The sequence below is a fragment of the Fulvimarina pelagi HTCC2506 genome (assembly GCF_000153705.1).
GTDB classification, from domain to species: domain Bacteria; phylum Pseudomonadota; class Alphaproteobacteria; order Rhizobiales; family Rhizobiaceae; genus Fulvimarina; species Fulvimarina pelagi.
The window spans coordinates 2,433,174-2,447,671 of sequence record NZ_DS022272.1; the positions used below are offsets into that span (position 1 = coordinate 2,433,174).

Annotated in this window: 17 protein-coding genes and 1 other RNA gene; 7 read left to right on the plus strand and 11 right to left on the minus strand. The window is 59.9% G+C overall.

Going from position 1 to position 14,498, the window contains the following annotated elements; translation table 11 throughout:
* Positions 1-10: 10 nt before the first annotated feature.
* Positions 11-364, plus strand: coding sequence for an ArsR/SmtB family transcription factor (locus tag FP2506_RS11410; RefSeq protein ID WP_040489795.1), 354 nt, complete (start codon positions 11-13; stop codon positions 362-364).
* Positions 365-458: 94 nt separating this feature from the next.
* Here FP2506_RS11410 and FP2506_RS11415 read toward each other — a convergent pair whose 3' ends face one another.
* Entirely contained in the window at positions 459-1,190 is a 732-nt protein-coding gene (locus tag FP2506_RS11415) for an outer membrane protein (RefSeq protein ID WP_007067642.1), read from the minus strand.
* Between the two features lie 239 nt (positions 1,191-1,429).
* Between FP2506_RS11415 and FP2506_RS11420 the strand changes: the two genes are divergently transcribed.
* Positions 1,430-2,515: a YeeE/YedE family protein gene (locus tag FP2506_RS11420; RefSeq protein ID WP_007067643.1), complete on the plus strand. Its 1,086-nt coding sequence runs from the start codon at positions 1,430-1,432 to the stop codon at positions 2,513-2,515.
* Positions 2,516-2,522: 7 nt separating this feature from the next.
* Here FP2506_RS11420 and FP2506_RS11425 read toward each other — a convergent pair whose 3' ends face one another.
* On the minus strand, positions 2,523-3,422 hold the full coding sequence (locus tag FP2506_RS11425) for an MBL fold metallo-hydrolase (RefSeq protein ID WP_148227550.1): 900 nt from the start codon (positions 3,420-3,422) through the stop codon (positions 2,523-2,525).
* 89 nt (positions 3,423-3,511) lie between these two features.
* Positions 3,512-4,306 carry a 3-oxoadipate enol-lactonase gene (gene pcaD, locus FP2506_RS11430; protein ID WP_007067645.1) on the minus strand — a complete coding sequence of 265 codons (795 nt, stop codon included), beginning with the start codon at positions 4,304-4,306 and terminating at the stop codon, positions 3,512-3,514.
* A gap of 209 nt (positions 4,307-4,515) precedes the next feature.
* On the opposite strand from pcaD, the gene tal reads away from it, so the two are divergent.
* Positions 4,516-5,460: a transaldolase gene (gene tal, locus FP2506_RS11435; protein ID WP_040489109.1), complete on the plus strand. Its 945-nt coding sequence runs from the start codon at positions 4,516-4,518 to the stop codon at positions 5,458-5,460.
* Positions 5,461-5,466: 6 nt separating this feature from the next.
* On the opposite strand, the gene FP2506_RS11440 is transcribed toward tal, so the two are convergent.
* From FP2506_RS11440 to FP2506_RS11450, 3 genes are all read right to left on the minus strand, one after another.
* A complete protein-coding gene (locus FP2506_RS11440) occupies positions 5,467-6,153 on the minus strand; it encodes a Crp/Fnr family transcriptional regulator (protein ID WP_244404169.1) in 687 nt (228 codons plus the stop codon).
* Between the two features lie 437 nt (positions 6,154-6,590).
* Positions 6,591-7,412 carry a TIGR00282 family metallophosphoesterase gene (locus FP2506_RS11445; RefSeq protein ID WP_007067648.1) on the minus strand — a complete coding sequence of 274 codons (822 nt, stop codon included), beginning with the start codon at positions 7,410-7,412 and terminating at the stop codon, positions 6,591-6,593.
* 90 nt (positions 7,413-7,502) lie between these two features.
* The gene (locus tag FP2506_RS11450; RefSeq protein WP_007067649.1) at positions 7,503-8,144 is read right to left on the minus strand and encodes a glutathione S-transferase N-terminal domain-containing protein; all 642 of its coding nucleotides are present in this window, start codon (positions 8,142-8,144) and stop codon (positions 7,503-7,505) included.
* 109 nt (positions 8,145-8,253) lie between these two features.
* On the opposite strand from FP2506_RS11450, the gene FP2506_RS11455 reads away from it, so the two are divergent.
* Positions 8,254-8,772, plus strand: a complete 519-nt coding sequence (locus FP2506_RS11455; protein ID WP_007067650.1) for a CAP domain-containing protein — start codon at positions 8,254-8,256, stop codon at positions 8,770-8,772.
* A gap of 66 nt (positions 8,773-8,838) precedes the next feature.
* Here the strand turns inward: FP2506_RS11455 and FP2506_RS11460 are convergent, their stop codons facing one another.
* On the minus strand, positions 8,839-9,426 hold the full coding sequence (locus FP2506_RS11460) for a 5-formyltetrahydrofolate cyclo-ligase (protein ID WP_007067651.1): 588 nt from the start codon (positions 9,424-9,426) through the stop codon (positions 8,839-8,841).
* Between the two features lie 74 nt (positions 9,427-9,500).
* Positions 9,501-9,658, minus strand: a non-coding RNA gene (gene ssrS, locus FP2506_RS18405) — 6S RNA.
* Positions 9,659-9,879: 221 nt separating this feature from the next.
* Between ssrS and hslV the strand changes: the two genes are divergently transcribed.
* Positions 9,880-10,434, plus strand: coding sequence for an ATP-dependent protease subunit HslV (gene hslV, locus FP2506_RS11465; RefSeq protein WP_040489797.1), 555 nt, complete (start codon positions 9,880-9,882; stop codon positions 10,432-10,434).
* Between the two features lie 56 nt (positions 10,435-10,490).
* On the opposite strand, the gene FP2506_RS11470 is transcribed toward hslV, so the two are convergent.
* Both FP2506_RS11470 and FP2506_RS11475 read right to left on the minus strand, forming a co-directional pair.
* Positions 10,491-11,279, minus strand: a complete 789-nt coding sequence (locus FP2506_RS11470) for a fatty acid desaturase (RefSeq protein WP_081448320.1) — start codon at positions 11,277-11,279, stop codon at positions 10,491-10,493.
* The gene (locus FP2506_RS11475; RefSeq protein WP_341871890.1) at positions 11,276-12,307 is read right to left on the minus strand and encodes a glycosyltransferase; all 1,032 of its coding nucleotides are present in this window, start codon (positions 12,305-12,307) and stop codon (positions 11,276-11,278) included. The genes FP2506_RS11470 and FP2506_RS11475 overlap by 4 nt, the downstream gene beginning before the upstream one ends.
* A 610-nt stretch (positions 12,308-12,917) precedes the next feature.
* Here FP2506_RS11475 and FP2506_RS11480 point away from each other — a divergent pair.
* Positions 12,918-13,418 (plus strand): DUF2585 family protein, encoded by a 501-nt coding sequence (locus FP2506_RS11480; protein ID WP_187289046.1) that lies wholly within the window; start codon positions 12,918-12,920, stop codon positions 13,416-13,418.
* A gap of 113 nt (positions 13,419-13,531) precedes the next feature.
* Positions 13,532-14,071: a sterol desaturase family protein gene (locus FP2506_RS11485; protein ID WP_007067657.1), complete on the plus strand. Its 540-nt coding sequence runs from the start codon at positions 13,532-13,534 to the stop codon at positions 14,069-14,071.
* A gap of 191 nt (positions 14,072-14,262) precedes the next feature.
* Here FP2506_RS11485 and rpmE read toward each other — a convergent pair whose 3' ends face one another.
* On the minus strand, positions 14,263-14,484 hold the full coding sequence (gene rpmE / locus FP2506_RS11490; protein WP_007067658.1) for a 50S ribosomal protein L31: 222 nt from the start codon (positions 14,482-14,484) through the stop codon (positions 14,263-14,265).
* Between the last annotated feature and the right edge of the window lie 14 nt (positions 14,485-14,498).

The following is a 14,498-nucleotide window of genomic DNA, read 5'->3' on the forward strand; positions in this document are numbered from 1 at the left end:
GACTGCGAATCTGTCGCTTCCGAAATTCGACGAGACCGCATCGGAAGCCGAGGTGAAGGCCTTCTTCGATCAGGCGCGCAAGGCGAGCGACCTGTTGAAGGCGATGTCGCACGAGACCCGCCTCGTGATTCTGTGCCTGTTGTCCGAGAAGGAGCGGTCGGTCGGCGAGATCGAGACGATCCTCTCGATGCCCCAGGCGGCGATCTCACAGCAGCTCGCCCGCCTCCGCTTCGACCGGCTCGTCACGACACGCCGCGAAGGCCGCACGATCTACTATTCCCTCGCCAACGAAGAAGTCACGAGCCTGATCGGCACGCTCTATGATCTCTTCTGCGAACCTGTTCGGGGCGACAGCCGAACGTAAACTGGCCGCTACGCCTTTGCGTGCGAAACAGTCGAGAGAGCCGCAACTCTCGATGAAGCGCGGCTCTCTGCATCGGTTCTATCGTTCTGGATGTTCAGAACCGGAAGTTCACGCCCGCCTTGACCGCGTGGAACTGAAGGTCCTGATCGACACGACCATTGCTGTCGCTGTATAGGCGGTCCTTACCAAGATCGTGATAACCGTATTCCGTCTGAAGCGATACGTTGTCGGTCGCCTTATATTCGAGGCCGGCGCCGACCGCATAACCGTACTTGGTATCGCTCTTTCGCGATTCGGTCTGGGTGTTCGTGACCCCACCTCTGCGCTCGGATTCGCTGATCGTCGTATCCGTCCGGCCGTAGGCAAGACCGCCGTGACCATAGGCCAGCACACGATCGGACGCGGCATAGCCAGCGCGGGCTCGCACGGTGCCGAGATAGTCGAGTTCGGTGTTCGCCGAATTCGTCGTCTCGACGCCGCCGGCGCGCTCGCGTGTTGAAACGTCGGCGTCGATTCCGGTCAGTGAGATGTCGGCGACACCACCAAGGACAGCACGCCCCAGCTGGACGTCGTAGCCAGCCTGAACGCCGCCGAGACCCCCGCCAGCAGTGGTTTCGAAGCCAGTGCCGTCGGAAACAGAGTACTCGCTCTCGCCGGCTGCGAGACCACCGGTCACACCGACGTAGCCGCCCGTCCAGTCCGACGGCGTCTGGTCGTAGGCACCCGTATCAGAATAAGATGCCGAGGGATCGTCATAGAGATCTGCTGCCGAAGCGGCCGACAGGGATGACATCGTAAGCAGGAAGCCGAGCAGTAGTTCACGCATGGCGCAACACCAAATCCATCAAGTTCGATGGATCTTGTTTAGCGAACCTTCAGGACTCTCTCCATCGCGTTTTCAAGATAAGGAAAACAATGCGTTAAAGCGTATCGGGTGCCGTCATGATCTGGCGTTCCTTGGACCGCTCTCCGCAGCTTCTTGCGAGGTACTTGCCGTGCTCGCCAGCTGGGCGTAGCCTCTTTCCGGACAGCGCCGGAACCATGCGAAGCGCTGCGGGAGGCAGTATGATCATCGAGAGCGGTTACGCGCCGTTGCTCGCGGGCGGTCTGGCGGGTCTCATCATAGGCTACGCCGCGCGTCGGCATCATTTCTGTACCCTGTCGGCACTCGAACGGCGCTGGTACGCCGCCGATGACAGCGGCGTGCGCAGCTGGGGCCTTGCAATTCTGGTCGCGCTCGTCTTGACGCAACTTCTCGTCTGGACCGATCTCTTCGATCCCGCCACCAGCTTCTATTTCAACGCTTCTTTCGGCTGGAGCGGCGCGATCCTCGGCGGCGTCGCCTTCGGATTCGGCATGGCGCTTGTCGGGACTTGCGGGTTCGGAGCCCTCGTTCGGCTCGGCGGCGGCTCGCTCCGCGGTCTGGTCGTCGTCATCGTGCTCGGCATCTCAGCCCTCGCCACCCAACGAGGGTTTTTCGCGGCGACCCGTCAGTCGATCGTCGAGGGCAACGCGATCGAGTTCGGCCGGCTCGGTGCGCCCGATCAGTCGGTGGGCGCGCTGGCGTCTGCGATCGTGGGTTTCGACGTTTCCGTGTTCGTCACGGTCCTTGTCGCAGCGGCGCTAGCCGCTTGGATCTTCAAGGATCGCGCCCTCCTCGCGGATCGTGGTCGGATGATCGCCGGCACAGTGATCGGCGCGGTTGTCGCGTTCGGCTGGTTCGCGACCAGCTACATCAGCACTCATTCTTTCTGGCCGACCCAGATCGAGAGCGCGTCCTTCGTCATGCCGCCTGGCGACCTGATCCTCGGCATCGTCGCTGCGACCGGCGCCTATCCGGACTACGGCGTCGGCCTTGTGCTCGGCGTCGTCGGCGGCGCTGCGCTAGCCGCATGGCGACACGAGGACATCCGCTGGGAAGCCTGCGACGATGCCCGCGAACTCTCGCGCCACCTCGCCGGCGCCGTTCTGATGGGCGTCGGCGGCGTCTTTTCCCTTGGCTGCACCATCGGCCAGGGCATCTCGGCCGCCTCGCTCCTGACGATCTCGGCGCCCATCGTCCTTGCATCGATCGCGATCGGCGCGCGGCTCGGTCTCGCCTATATTCTCGAAGGCTCGATGCGCTACGCCTTCATGGCACGAGCACGCTGAAGCGCGATCAACTTCCGGCGACGAAACGGTAGGCCCCGCCCTTCCTCTCGACGTGGCCCATGCCGCCATCCGGCAGGTGGAAGCCGACGAACCGCATCCGCTCGCTCGCCAGCCGATCGAGGAGCCTCTTGCGGGTCTCCGCACCGGCATCCGGATCCATGTCGGCGCCCCAGGCGAGATCCGGCCTCAGGAAGGAGATCGGATTGTTGGAGATCGCATCGCCGACCACCATAGTCGGCTCATCGCCATGGACGACGAAAGCCGTGTGACCGGGCGTATGCCCTTTCGCGTCGACCGCCTCAATACCGGTGAGCACCTCGTCGCCCGGCTCAAAGAAGGCGATGCGATCGCCGATCGCATCGAACCGGTTCTGCGCGCCGACGACGAAGCTCTGCCGCTCCTCGCCCACCGTGCCAAGAGCCCCGTCCGAGTTCCAGAAATCCCACTCCGTCTGGGCGATGTGATAGTTCGCCTCCGGGAAAAGCAGTTCGTCGAAATCGTCGACGACACCCCAGAGATGATCCGGATGGGCGTGAGTGAAGATGACGTCCGTCACCTCCTCCGGATCAATGCCGGCCGCCGCAAAGTTCTGGTCAAGATCGCCCGCACTCGGCATGAAGTTCGGCCCCGCGCCGCAGTCGAAGACCACCACTCCGTTCGGGCGGCGGACGGCGGTCACGTTGCAGGAAACCTTGAACGTGCCTTCGGCGGCCACCTCTTCGAGGCTCATGCCGGGAATATTGTCTGGCAGACCGTTCGGCAGCAGGAAATTGGTGGGAAGCTCCAGAAAGCCGTCGCTGATGGTCTCGACCTTACCGCTTTCGGCTGCGAAGGCGCGCTTCTGGAAGACCATTGGTCCGATCAGTCCGAAGGCCGCTGTGCGCGTCACGAATTCACGCCGGTTCATGGCATTCCCTTCCATGGTCCTCTCTCGTCGAGGCCGAAACATACGGATCTCTCTAACTTTCCGCCAGCCATGAGGAGTTCAGCGGCCGCTTATCGAAGGCCGGCGATGAAGCCTTCGAGCCGGTCGGCATAGGCTTCCGGCTGCTCGACGCACGGAATATGGGCGGCATTCTCGATAACCTCGAACTGCGAGCCCGCGATCTTGTCGGACAGGGATTTCACCAGTTCGGCAGGCGTGGATCCGTCCTGATCGCCGGCTATGCAAAGAGCCGGCACGCTCAGATCGCCCACCGTGTCGCTATAGTCCGCCTTAGACAACGCGTGGCAGGTCGCGATATAGCCTTCGAGAGGAGCACGCAGGAACATGTTGCGATTGACCTGATACGCAGAATTGTCCGCGCGCCTGAAGCCCGGCGTGAACCACTTTTCCATCGTCGCTTCGGCGATGGCATCGAGCCCATCCGCCCTGATGGTGTCGATCCGCTGGTTCCAGGCCGCCGCGTCGCCGATCTTGTGCGCAGTGTTGGAGAGGACGAGTCCGCGCAAGAGGTCCGGCCGCGACAAAGCAAGATCCTGGGCGATCATGCCGCCGACCGAAAGTCCGACCACGACGGCGTCCGAAATGCCGAACGCGTCCATCAAAGCCGCGAGATCGGTCGAAAGGCCCGACATCGAATAGGGCGTCTCGCCGATATCGGTCAGGCCATGACCGCGGCTATCGTAGCGCAGAATCGTGTAGCGGCCGGCTAGCGCCGCGACGACATCGTCCCAGATCCTGAAATCCGTGCCGAGAGAATTGGAAAACACGATGGCCGGCGCCCCGGACCCGGCACCGACGGTGAGATCCACATGGACCGACAGGCCGTCGATCGTCGCGCTCTGCATGGCGCCCTCCGCAATTGGAAATCTGCTTACGGCCCCGCCGATCTCAGGCGACGCCTTCGCACGACGCCATCTGGAACGCTGCCGCCGAAATCCCAGCGGTCCTTTTCGCAACGCTGCCGCGACGCATGAAAGGAAGACAAGCGGAATTGCGGTTGTTATAGCGGGTCCAAGACCGCACCAACCGGTGACGAAGACGAGGAGGATGCTCGATGGCTAGCGCGCTCGACCAACTGAGAGACATGACGACGGTCGTCGCCGATACCGGCGACTACGAGGCGATCAAGGCGCTGAAGCCGATCGACTGCACGACCAATCCGAGTATTCTTCTGAAGGTCATCCAGTCTCCGACATCCGAGGAGATGGTCGCCCGTGAGATTGAAAGCGGAAGGGCCAACGGCAAGACGCCGCTTCAGATCGCCGATGCCCTCACCATCGCCGTCGGCACGGAACTGGCGAAGATCGTGCCGGGCCGCGTCTCCACCGAAGTCGACGCGGAGCTTTCCTTCGACAAGGAGCGCTCCCTCGAGAAGGCGCGCAATATCGTCGCCGCTTACGACCGCCAGGGTGTCTCGCGCGACCGCATTCTCATCAAGCTCGCCTCCACATGGGAGGGCATTCGCGCGGCCGAGGTGCTGGAGGGCGAAGGCATCCAGTGCAACCTCACCCTCCTCTTCTGCCTCGAACAGGCGGTCGCCTGCGCCGATGCCGGCGTATTTCTGATCTCGCCCTTCGTCGGCCGCATCACCGACTGGTATTCCAAACGCGAGGGCAAAAGCTTCGAAGCGGCCGAAGATCCGGGCGTGAAATCTGTGAAGCGCATCTACGACTACTACAAGAGCAATGGCGTCGAAACCGTCGTCATGGGCGCCTCCTTCCGCAATACCGGACAGATCAAGGCGCTCGCCGGCTGCGACCGGCTGACCATCTCGCCAAACCTCCTTCAGGAACTCAGCGAGGACGAGTCGAACCTGCCGCGACAGCTGTCGGAAGACCAGGCCAAGCCGATGGACAAGCTGCCGATGGGCGAGAGCGAATTCCGCTGGGGCGTCAACGGCGATCCGATGGCAACGGAGAAACTTGCAGAAGGCATCCGCAACTTCGATGCCGATCACAAGAAGCTTCTGAAGCTGATCGCCGACAAGCTCGCGGCATGAACGCCGTCAGGTCCTGAGCGGTCCCAGGATACGCTCGTATTCCTCTTCCGGCATGCCGTAGGAGCCGGCCGCCAACGCGGCCAATTCCTTGCGCTTCACTACGGTGATCCGGCCACGCTGGGCACGGATCAGACCGGCCCCCTCGAGATTGTGCGTCGCGAGCGTCACTGTCGAACGCCTGACCGAGAGCATCGTGCTCAGAAAGTCGTGCGTCAGCTCGATTTCGTTGCTACCGAGCCGATCCTGGCACATCAGAAGCCAGCGTGCGAGACGTTCCTCGACTGTGTAATGTGCGTTCGCGAGCGCCGTCTGGATTGCCTGCATCGCTAGAACGTGGCGGAAGCGAGCAATCATCAGGGCGATCGCTGGCCGCTTTTGCACGATTTCACAAAGTGTCTCGGCAGGAAGCTTCAGCGCTCGTCCAGCAACCTGCATGAAGCTCGAATGGGGAACGCTGTAAACGCCGATAATTGGCGATGCCCCGACCACGCCTTCGGGTCCCACTATGCCGATCTCCGCGACCCGATCATCGGGCGAGGTCAGCACCAGAGAACAAACACCACTCTCGATGAAGTAGGTCGTGTCGATCGTCTCCTCCGCAGGATTCAAGGTTCCACCGCGCCCGATGGATGTCTCGCTGAGGTGCGGGGCGAGTGCATTGAAATCCGCTTCGTCCAGTCTGCGAAGCAACAAGTTGAAGCAAGTCTTTTGAGTAATATCGGGCATTACCGCCGCCTTTTCTTATGCGAGGCGGAGTCCCCACCGTCCCGGCACCGGACGCCCGATATGTTCCCCGTTCTCAGTCGCGCCGTGTGTAGGCAGAGACACTGCGGAATCAAAGCAAAGGTTCGCTAGCCGACATTGCCAAAACCCCGCGCAAGCGCGGCCGCGGCAGACGGTTCTATTTTAAGCATCTTGTGTATCTGGTAAGAGAGATATCCTGTTTAAGAGTGCAAAGGCCGGTTTCAAACATTCATATTGGCGACAGATCATGTCTTTCTGCAAGAAATAGATCGGAAAAATGTTATCTGCCGCCCGCTAATCTACGTTCCACAGGGTTTCATTGTCGCTACGCAGCAGATTTTCGGTGCAAAAAGTGATTCTTGGCACCGAATGCTTGATGCTGTCGTTCACCAGAAATCTGGGAACGTTTCGCTTAGTCGCCCACCGATGCGAAGCGGCGCGACTTTTTCCGCAAGTCCTGTGCGATCGGAGATCTCGACCGCGAGCCCGCAGACTGTCGACGGCCCTTGTGCGGCTTCGAAACGTCCCTTTGCAATCTTCGTGACGAATCGGTTGAGAGGCTCTTCTTTGTCCATTCCAAGCGAAGAATCGTAGTCGCCGCACATGCCCGCATCAGATTGATAGGCGGTCCCGTTGGCTAGGATCTGATGATCGGCAGTCGGCACATGCGTATGCGTTCCGACGACGACACTCACCTGTCCATCGAGAAAATGAGCCATCGACTGCTTTTCGCTGGTGGCCTCGGCATGGAAGTCGAGGATGATCGCGTCGGCGCCTTCGCCGAGCGGGCATGAGGCAACAAGATCGGCGGCACAGGCGAATGGATCGTCGAGCTCAGGCGACATGAAGACCCGTCCCATGATGTTCGCCGCAAGCACCCGTGCACCGTTGCGCGCCTCGAAGATACCCGATCCCCGCCCGGGTGCTCCGCGAGGATAATTCAGCGGTCTGAGGAACTGTGGTTCGTCCGGCGCGAATTGCAGCGCTTCGCGCTGGTCCCAAACATGATTGCCCGTAGTGACGACGTTCGCGCCAGCATCGATCGTCTCGATAAAGATCTGCCGCGTGATCCCAAAGCCGCCAGCTGCGTTCTCACCGTTCACGACGACGAAATCGAGTGCAAGGTCCGATACGAGGCCCGGCAGCTTTTCGAACACGGCATTGCGACCGGACCGACCGACCATGTCGCCGAGGAAGAGAAACCGCATGCGATGTCCAGATTAGAGGTAAAGGCCGCCGGCCGCCGGCGGTCCGTCAAGTAGGAACCATCGGCGTAGCGCAGGCGTGATTGGTCGTGTCTAGCCCTTGCTGGACTTTGCGTCTTGCAGCTTGTCGAGGGCCCGCCGAACCGCCGGGCGCTCGCCGATCCGCTTCACCCAGTCGGCAAGTGCGTCGTATTTGCTCGCTCCATGGCTGGAGAGTTCGTCCATCCCCGCCCTCGCCCAGCTCCAGTTGATCATGTCCGCGATTGAATAGTCGCCCGCAAGCCAATGGTTTGTCCGAAGATGCTGGTCGAGAACGCCGAGCAAACGCACCGACTCATCTCGATAGCGCGTGACGGCGTAGTCGATCCTCTCGTCCGCGGCGTCGTTGAAGTGATGATACTGGCCGATCATCGGCCCGGTATTGCCAACTTGGAAGAAGGTCCAGGACAGGCACTTTGCGCGTTGGGGCGAGCTGCGCGGCAGGAATTGGCCCTTCAGCTCAGCGAGATAGACCATGATCGCGCCGGACTCGAAGACCGGTTCGGCATATCCGCCTCGCGAGCGCTCGACGAGCGCCGGTATTTTTGCGTTGGGATTGATCGCCGTGAACGTGTCGGAGAACTGCTCGTTCGCCCCGATATCGACCATGTGCAACTCGTAGTCCATGCCGCATTCTTCAAGCATGATGACCGGCTTTTCGCCGTTCGGCGTCGTCCACGTATACAGTTCGATCATAGATTTGCCCTTAAATTGCCGCGTGCAGATGTCTTCCAACCCAAAATACTAGGGCAGAGACGTCACAAGAGAAAAGGTCGAGGTTAGTCGACCCGATAGGAAAGAGACAATGGCGGCAATCTCGAAACTTATCCGATCCACCATCTTCGGCTGTGTCTGCGTGGCAGGGCTGGCACTCGCCGGCTGCGGCGGCACGCCCGGCTCCATCGACGTCTCTGGCACGCGCTCAATGCAGGTGGACCGCGGCTATGCCCTTTCGAGCGTAAATGCCCTGAGAGCGCGGAACGGTCTCGGGCCGCTGAGCTACTCTTCTACGCTCGACCGGGCGTCAGAGCGCCAGGCGAAGGCGATGGCCGCACGCAACCGGATGAGCCACTCGCTTGAGGGCAAGCTATCCTCTCGCGTGTCGCAATACGGCTACCGCTGGGGCTCGATTGCCGAAAATATCGGCTACGGCTACCGCGACACCCGGTCCGCAATGCAAGGCTGGATCGATTCATCCGGACACAAGAAGAACATCCTCAATCCTCGTGTCACCGAAATGGGTTTCGGCATGGCGATGGGCCCGAACAACATTCCGTACTGGGCGATGATCTTCGGCACAGAGAACAAGATTCGGATACGCTGATCAGGCCCACAGCCTGATCAGCGCCGGGTAGTCGATAAACCGGTTCCCGCTTCTTAGCCCGACCCGCTATGTACCGCGGGAAGGCTCGATGACGCCCTCCTCCGTGACGATTGCATCGAGATAGCGATCGTGTTCGGCCATCGGTGCTTCGTCGACCTCCTGGATCGAGAAACCCGTGCCCACGAGATGCGGCGTGACCCCGGTGTCGATGAGCCGCTGGATCGCCCTGTCATAGAAACCGCCGCCATAGCCGATCCGCCCCCCGCGCCGGTCGAAGGCCGACAGCGGCACGAGCATCACGAGCGGATTCAGAACCGCTGCATCCTCGCCCGGGGAAACAGTGCCGAAACCCTGTTCCACAAGTTCAGCACCGCGCTTCAACTCGCGGAACTGCAGATTGTTCTCGACTATCGCAGGAACGCAGAGCGTTGCGCCGCGATCGGCGAGATGGGTCATCAGAGGACGGAGGTCGACTTCGGATCGGATGGGCAAGAAACCCGAAACAATTGTCCCTGGCTCGACGTCGGCAAGGAAGCGGTCGCCATGTTCAGCGACCATCAGCGAAGCCTCGATCCGATCGCTCTCGTCCATGGCGTCACGGCGTGCGAGCGCCGCCTTGCGCAGTTCGCGTTTGCGTTCCCTTAGTTCGGACATCGTCTCTCCCACTCGGCCGACACCATTCGAGCCGTGCCCTAACACGAATTGCGATCCGATGTGGTGGGAGGTTTTGGCGAGCCAGCCGGCCGATGGTCGAAGTCGATCCCGGGAACCTACAAAGTAGGTGGGCGCCGTGTGCCCGAGCCCACGGGCAAGGGCAGGGACAGCTCCCTGTGGAATGACTAAGGCCCCGGGGAATAGTTACGCCTGTCGAACCGGCCAGCCCGCCGTCCCCAGATATAAGCCGAAGACGCATCCGGCGAAAGAGCAACAACGGGCGAATTCGAACGCACCGCTTTTGCCGCTCACCCGTCGTCGATGCACAAAGCTCACCGTTCATCGGACGCCGCGACTTCATAAACACCACCCTCCTCCCCACATGGGCCGAGACATCAGGGCGCGCGGCAGATGGGTCCCGCTCGGACGGACAGAACGGAACGACGGAACATGATGGACAGTCACAAGCCGGATCAGATGTACGGAACGACGATCGTCACGGTTCGCAAGAACGGATCGGTGGTGGTCGCCGGTGACGGGCAGGTTTCACTCGGCAACACGATGATCAAGGGCAATGCCCGGAAGGTGCGCCGGATCGGCAAACAGGGTCAGGTCATTGCCGGCTTTGCGGGTGCGACTGCCGACGCATTTACCCTGCTCGAACGACTTGAAGGCAAACTCGAACAGTATCCCGATCAACTGATGCGTGCTTGCGTCGAACTCGCCAAAGATTGGCGCACTGATCGCTATTTGCGTCGGCTTGAAGCCATGATGATCGTCGCCGATAAAACCGTTACTCTGACGCTGACCGGCAATGGAGACGTCTTGGAGCCGGAAGAAGGCGTCATGGCAATCGGCTCGGGCGGCAATTATGCGCTTGCCGCTGCCAAGGCTCTCGCGGAAACTGAGTATTCAGCAGAAGAGATTGCCCGTCGAGCCATGAAGATTGCGTCGGAAATCTGCATTTATACAAACGATAGCATCATCGTCGAGAAGATCGAGCGCTGACGAGCGGTCCCTCAGGAGAGTTCTGGCGGGTTATGCCAAAAGCGATCTCGAGGCCTTTAGGACTGGCGAGTATGCGGCAGAGCCCACCAAGGCGTCCATGGCGCCAAATGGTGCTCATGGTGGTAGCCAAAATGGAAGCAGGAGAATAGCGAGGCCACGTAACCGAATTCGCTCGAACGTGTGTTATGCGCGTCGGCAAAGGTGCCCGATTCTTCGTGTCGATGCGGGCGGTAGGTTCCGAAGTAGAAGAGCTGCAATGACGAAAGCAGTGACGGCAAGCCGTAAAATAGAACCACGTTCGTCACAGATGCATCCAGTATGACGAGATAAAACGTCACGACGGTCGAGACGAATGCGACCGATCTCCATCCGAAATAACGTGAGAAGAAGGTGCCGAACCAAGGCCAGAAATTCTCCGGATCATCTGCGTAGAAATCCGGGTCGGCCGGTGTACCGGGTGCGTCGTGGTGTGCGAAGTGAGCATCTCTGATCTTTTTCCACGCAAATCCCGCGTAGACGAACAGGATGAACCCGCCGATTACGGCATTCAAACGCGTTCGACCCGGCGCCAGCGAACCATGCATGGCGTCGTGAGCCAGGATGAAAAGCCCCACCGTCAACCAGCACTGGAACACCGTGATCAATGGTGCGAGAGGCAACGTGCTGAAATTGATGTCGAGGAAGAATATCGCTGAGACGTGTATTGCGAACCACGATGCCAGCAGCACGGCACAGAGCGTCAGGCCAATCGTCGTTTGGTAGGGTCTGATTTTGGGTGAGTCGGCGGGTGTGGATCGCGGTAACGCACTTGCCGGGATCAGGCGTGAGGTTGGGCTGAGGGTCATGACCTCGCAAATAAGCCGAACCGTCCGGGTGCAAAATCGTTTGCCGCCTCGTTTGGCGCGGCATAACGTCGTCCATCCTCGCTCTGTGCGCTCGCGAGAACACGATCGACGGCTTCTGCAGCAGCACGCGCACCGCCTGCGTTGGCGATTTCCGCCTGGATCGGAGCGATCCGGTTCACGAAGGCTGCTCGGTTTGCAATCAAATCGGAAAGTGCATTCGCAATGGTTCGCGGCTTGGCCCGCTTGGCGGCGATAGCCTTACCCACGCCGTGATGGAGTATACGGGCACCGACACCCGGCTGATCGTAGCCAATTGGCAGCGCCAACATAGGCGTACCGACCGCCAGACAGTCGAGAACGGTGTTGAGCCCCCCGTGAGTCACGCAGACATCTGCGCGTGCGAGCATCGCGCGTTGATCGACGAAACTGACTACCCACTTGGCCGGAAGCCTCGAAGCTTGTCGTGGCGAGAGCCCCCCGCAATGCGCGATCATCAATTGCACATCGAGCGTCTCGCAGGCGGATGCGATCTTTTTGAATAAACTGTAACGATGACCTTGCACCGTGCCGAGAGACGCGAACACGAAGGGGCGCGTCGGGTCGATCGTGAGACATGTTTCCTTCGTCAGTCTTGCGACTGAGGCACTGCGGATGGGTCCAACCGGCTTCAGTTTCGTCCCCCTCGGTCTCGGAAAGTCGAAAACGCTGACGGTCTGCGACAAACGCAACACTGGCGAGAGACAGGCAACGTCGTCCTCCCGCGGCCCCAGTCCGAAGCGCGTCGCCCAGGCTTGGATCACCTTCCGTTGCTTGCGCATGAAGAATTTGCCGACACGCTCCCCGCCGCGATTGCGAGCAAGTCCCTCTTCGGTGGGATCGTAGGGCCAATCGAGAAACGGCAGAGGCATCGCCACATCCCGTTCGATTGGTAGGGCCGACGCCAAGGAGATGTGTGGCAGGCCGAGATAAGCTGCGACCAGACCGGCGCCTGGCTCGAATTCATCTGCGATGATTGCATCGATTTGCATCGAACGCATGATGTCCGGAGCGATGCGACAAAACTGATCTGTTTCTCTTGCTCGATCGGCAACTGCCCGCAAGATACCGAGAATCCCGGCGCCGCCGCCGTCACGCCGACGATGCCGAACACCAGACATGATTGAAGCAGAAGCCGCTAGCGTAACAATCTCGATGTCAGACTGGCAGACCATCGTCTCCGCCTCTTTCGGCAGTATGAAGACGACGTCGTGGCCGCGAACCTTGAGCGCTTGCCCCAGAACTTCGAACGCCTTGATATGGCTGTAGAACGCCGGACAGACCAAAGCTATGCGTGCCAATTACATCAATCCCTCAGCCGAAACGAATCGACGCAGACAAGCACCGCCCTATCGATAGCAACCGACCTTAACATAGTTCCGGGTGACGATAGTCGAGGTAGGGTATGATCAGGACATTCCTGAACGGCGATGGAAGCGTTCGGGTCGATCGAGAAACGGCTTTTAACGTGACGAAAGAGGATTGATGTCGGCCGCGCGCGGTTCATGCTCCCTAAGCGAGATCGCTAGCCGCTCGGCTCGGTTGCGCCGACCTCGCTCGATCGCGAAAGTCTGGCCCGTCGCTTCGACACTTGCATGCCTGTTGCTGACAAACGGCCTCGTCGTACTCTACCTCTGGGCGATCGGTAGACCGTTCATCGCGCCGACCGAACCTCTCAAGCTGTTTAGCGACAACCTCGCCGCTGCGAATTCGCTTTATCTCTCCGATCCCTACTCGCTTCTGCACGTCATCTTCGGAATCGGTCTCTTCCTGTATCTCGACTGGATGAAACCTTTCTGGCCGACGAGGGAAAAACTGATTGTCGCGGTCTTGGGGAGCGCAATCTGGGAAGTCGTCGAGAACACGCCATATGTTGTGGGTCTGTTCAACGACACGAGTGACACGGCAGCTTACAACGGGGACAGTGTCGCGAATTCGATTGGCGATACGATCTCTGCGGTAATTGGTTTTTTGTTCGCGAATCGGACAGGGCGCCGAGTTTCCCTGTTCGTTGCATTCGCGCTTGAATCAATCGTTACAGTATGGATTGGCGATGGAATCGTTATTGGCACGCTCAGACTTCTGGGTCTGTACCCGATCTGATCGACGCGACTCTTGCGCCCATCGTCACGGCCATGTGTGTGTGCCAAGATCGAGTTATATATGTACCTCGGCCTGAACGACTGAACCAAAACTAGAAACGTCGATAAGAAACGATGACGATCTGGACTCTCTACTACGTCTGTCTCACCCTCGTCACGATCGGTTTGATGGAGGTTTATGCATGGTGGGCGCACAAGTTCATCATGCATGGCAAATTCGGTTGGGGCTGGCATAAGTCCCACCACGAGGAAACCGAAGGGTGGTTCGAGAAGAACGATCTCTACGCTGTCGTTTTCGCCGGCTTCGCGATAGCGCTGTTCATGGTCGGACATTTCCTTTCTCCGACCCTGCTCGCCATCGCCTGGGGCATCACGCTTTACGGATTACTCTACTTCGTTGCCCATGATGGACTTGTCCATCAGCGCTGGCCGTTCAACTACGTGCCGCATCGAGGTTATGCAAAACGCCTGGTTCAAGCTCATCGTCTGCACCATGCGGTGGAAGGCCGCGAGCACTGCGTCTCGTTCGGCTTTCTCTATGCGCCGCCGATTGAAAAGCTGAAGCGCGATTTGCGTGAGTCCGGAATTCTCGAACGGGAGCGCATCGAGCGGTCTCTGGACCAGCAAGGCTCCGCCCACGCGCCGGTTCGGTGACTGCCATTTCGAGGCACGAGCGATAGCAGGCGAAGAGCATAGGCCGCCGCGGGCCGTTTAATCAGGCCGCTGTTGTCGAGAAAGCGTAGCTTCGTTCGAGGAGCGGAAATGCTAAAAGCCCGACAGGCGCTTAACCTGCCGGGCGAAAAGCAATCCGATGAATGGCGCGGGGTGAAGCGCCGATAAGGCTCTCAGATGCCGAGACCTTCGTAGCGCTTCTTGAAGCGCGAGACACGCCCGCCGCGGTCCATCAGCTGCTGATTGCCGCCGGTCCACGCTGGATGCGTCGTCGGGTCGATGTCGAGGTTCATCTTGTCGCCTTCCGACCCCCAGGTCGAACGCGTCTGATATTCGGTGCCGTTCGTCATGACCACGGTGATCATGTGGTAGTCGGGATGCAGATCTTGTTTCATCACTCTCGTCCTTG

Bases quoted from the DNA above. Each gene is read 5' to 3' on its own strand.
- pcaD (WP_007067645.1), bottom strand. From the start codon at position 4,306: ATGCAGAGCGCGACGATCGACGGCCTGTCGGTCCATGTGGATCTCACC.
- FP2506_RS11415 (WP_007067642.1), bottom strand. From the start codon at position 1,190: ATGCGTGAACTACTGCTCGGCTTCCTGCTTACGATGTCATCCCTGTCG.
- FP2506_RS11425 (WP_148227550.1), bottom strand. From the start codon at position 3,422: ATGAACCGGCGTGAATTCGTGACGCGCACAGCGGCCTTCGGACTGATC.
- FP2506_RS11485 (WP_007067657.1), top strand. From the start codon at position 13,532: ATGACGATCTGGACTCTCTACTACGTCTGTCTCACCCTCGTCACGATC.
- FP2506_RS11455 (WP_007067650.1), top strand. From the start codon at position 8,254: ATGGCGGCAATCTCGAAACTTATCCGATCCACCATCTTCGGCTGTGTC.
- FP2506_RS11445 (WP_007067648.1), bottom strand. From the start codon at position 7,412: ATGCGGTTTCTCTTCCTCGGCGACATGGTCGGTCGGTCCGGTCGCAAT.
- FP2506_RS11420 (WP_007067643.1), top strand. From the start codon at position 1,430: ATGATCATCGAGAGCGGTTACGCGCCGTTGCTCGCGGGCGGTCTGGCG.
- FP2506_RS11470 (WP_081448320.1), bottom strand. From the start codon at position 11,279: ATGACCCTCAGCCCAACCTCACGCCTGATCCCGGCAAGTGCGTTACCG.
- FP2506_RS11475 (WP_341871890.1), bottom strand. From the start codon at position 12,307: ATGCAAATCGATGCAATCATCGCAGATGAATTCGAGCCAGGCGCCGGT.
- rpmE (WP_007067658.1), bottom strand. From the start codon at position 14,484: ATGAAACAAGATCTGCATCCCGACTACCACATGATCACCGTGGTCATG.
- FP2506_RS11460 (WP_007067651.1), bottom strand. From the start codon at position 9,426: ATGTCCGAACTAAGGGAACGCAAACGCGAACTGCGCAAGGCGGCGCTC.
- FP2506_RS11450 (WP_007067649.1), bottom strand. From the start codon at position 8,144: ATGATCGAACTGTATACGTGGACGACGCCGAACGGCGAAAAGCCGGTC.
- tal (WP_040489109.1), top strand. From the start codon at position 4,516: ATGGCTAGCGCGCTCGACCAACTGAGAGACATGACGACGGTCGTCGCC.
- hslV (WP_040489797.1), top strand. From the start codon at position 9,880: ATGGACAGTCACAAGCCGGATCAGATGTACGGAACGACGATCGTCACG.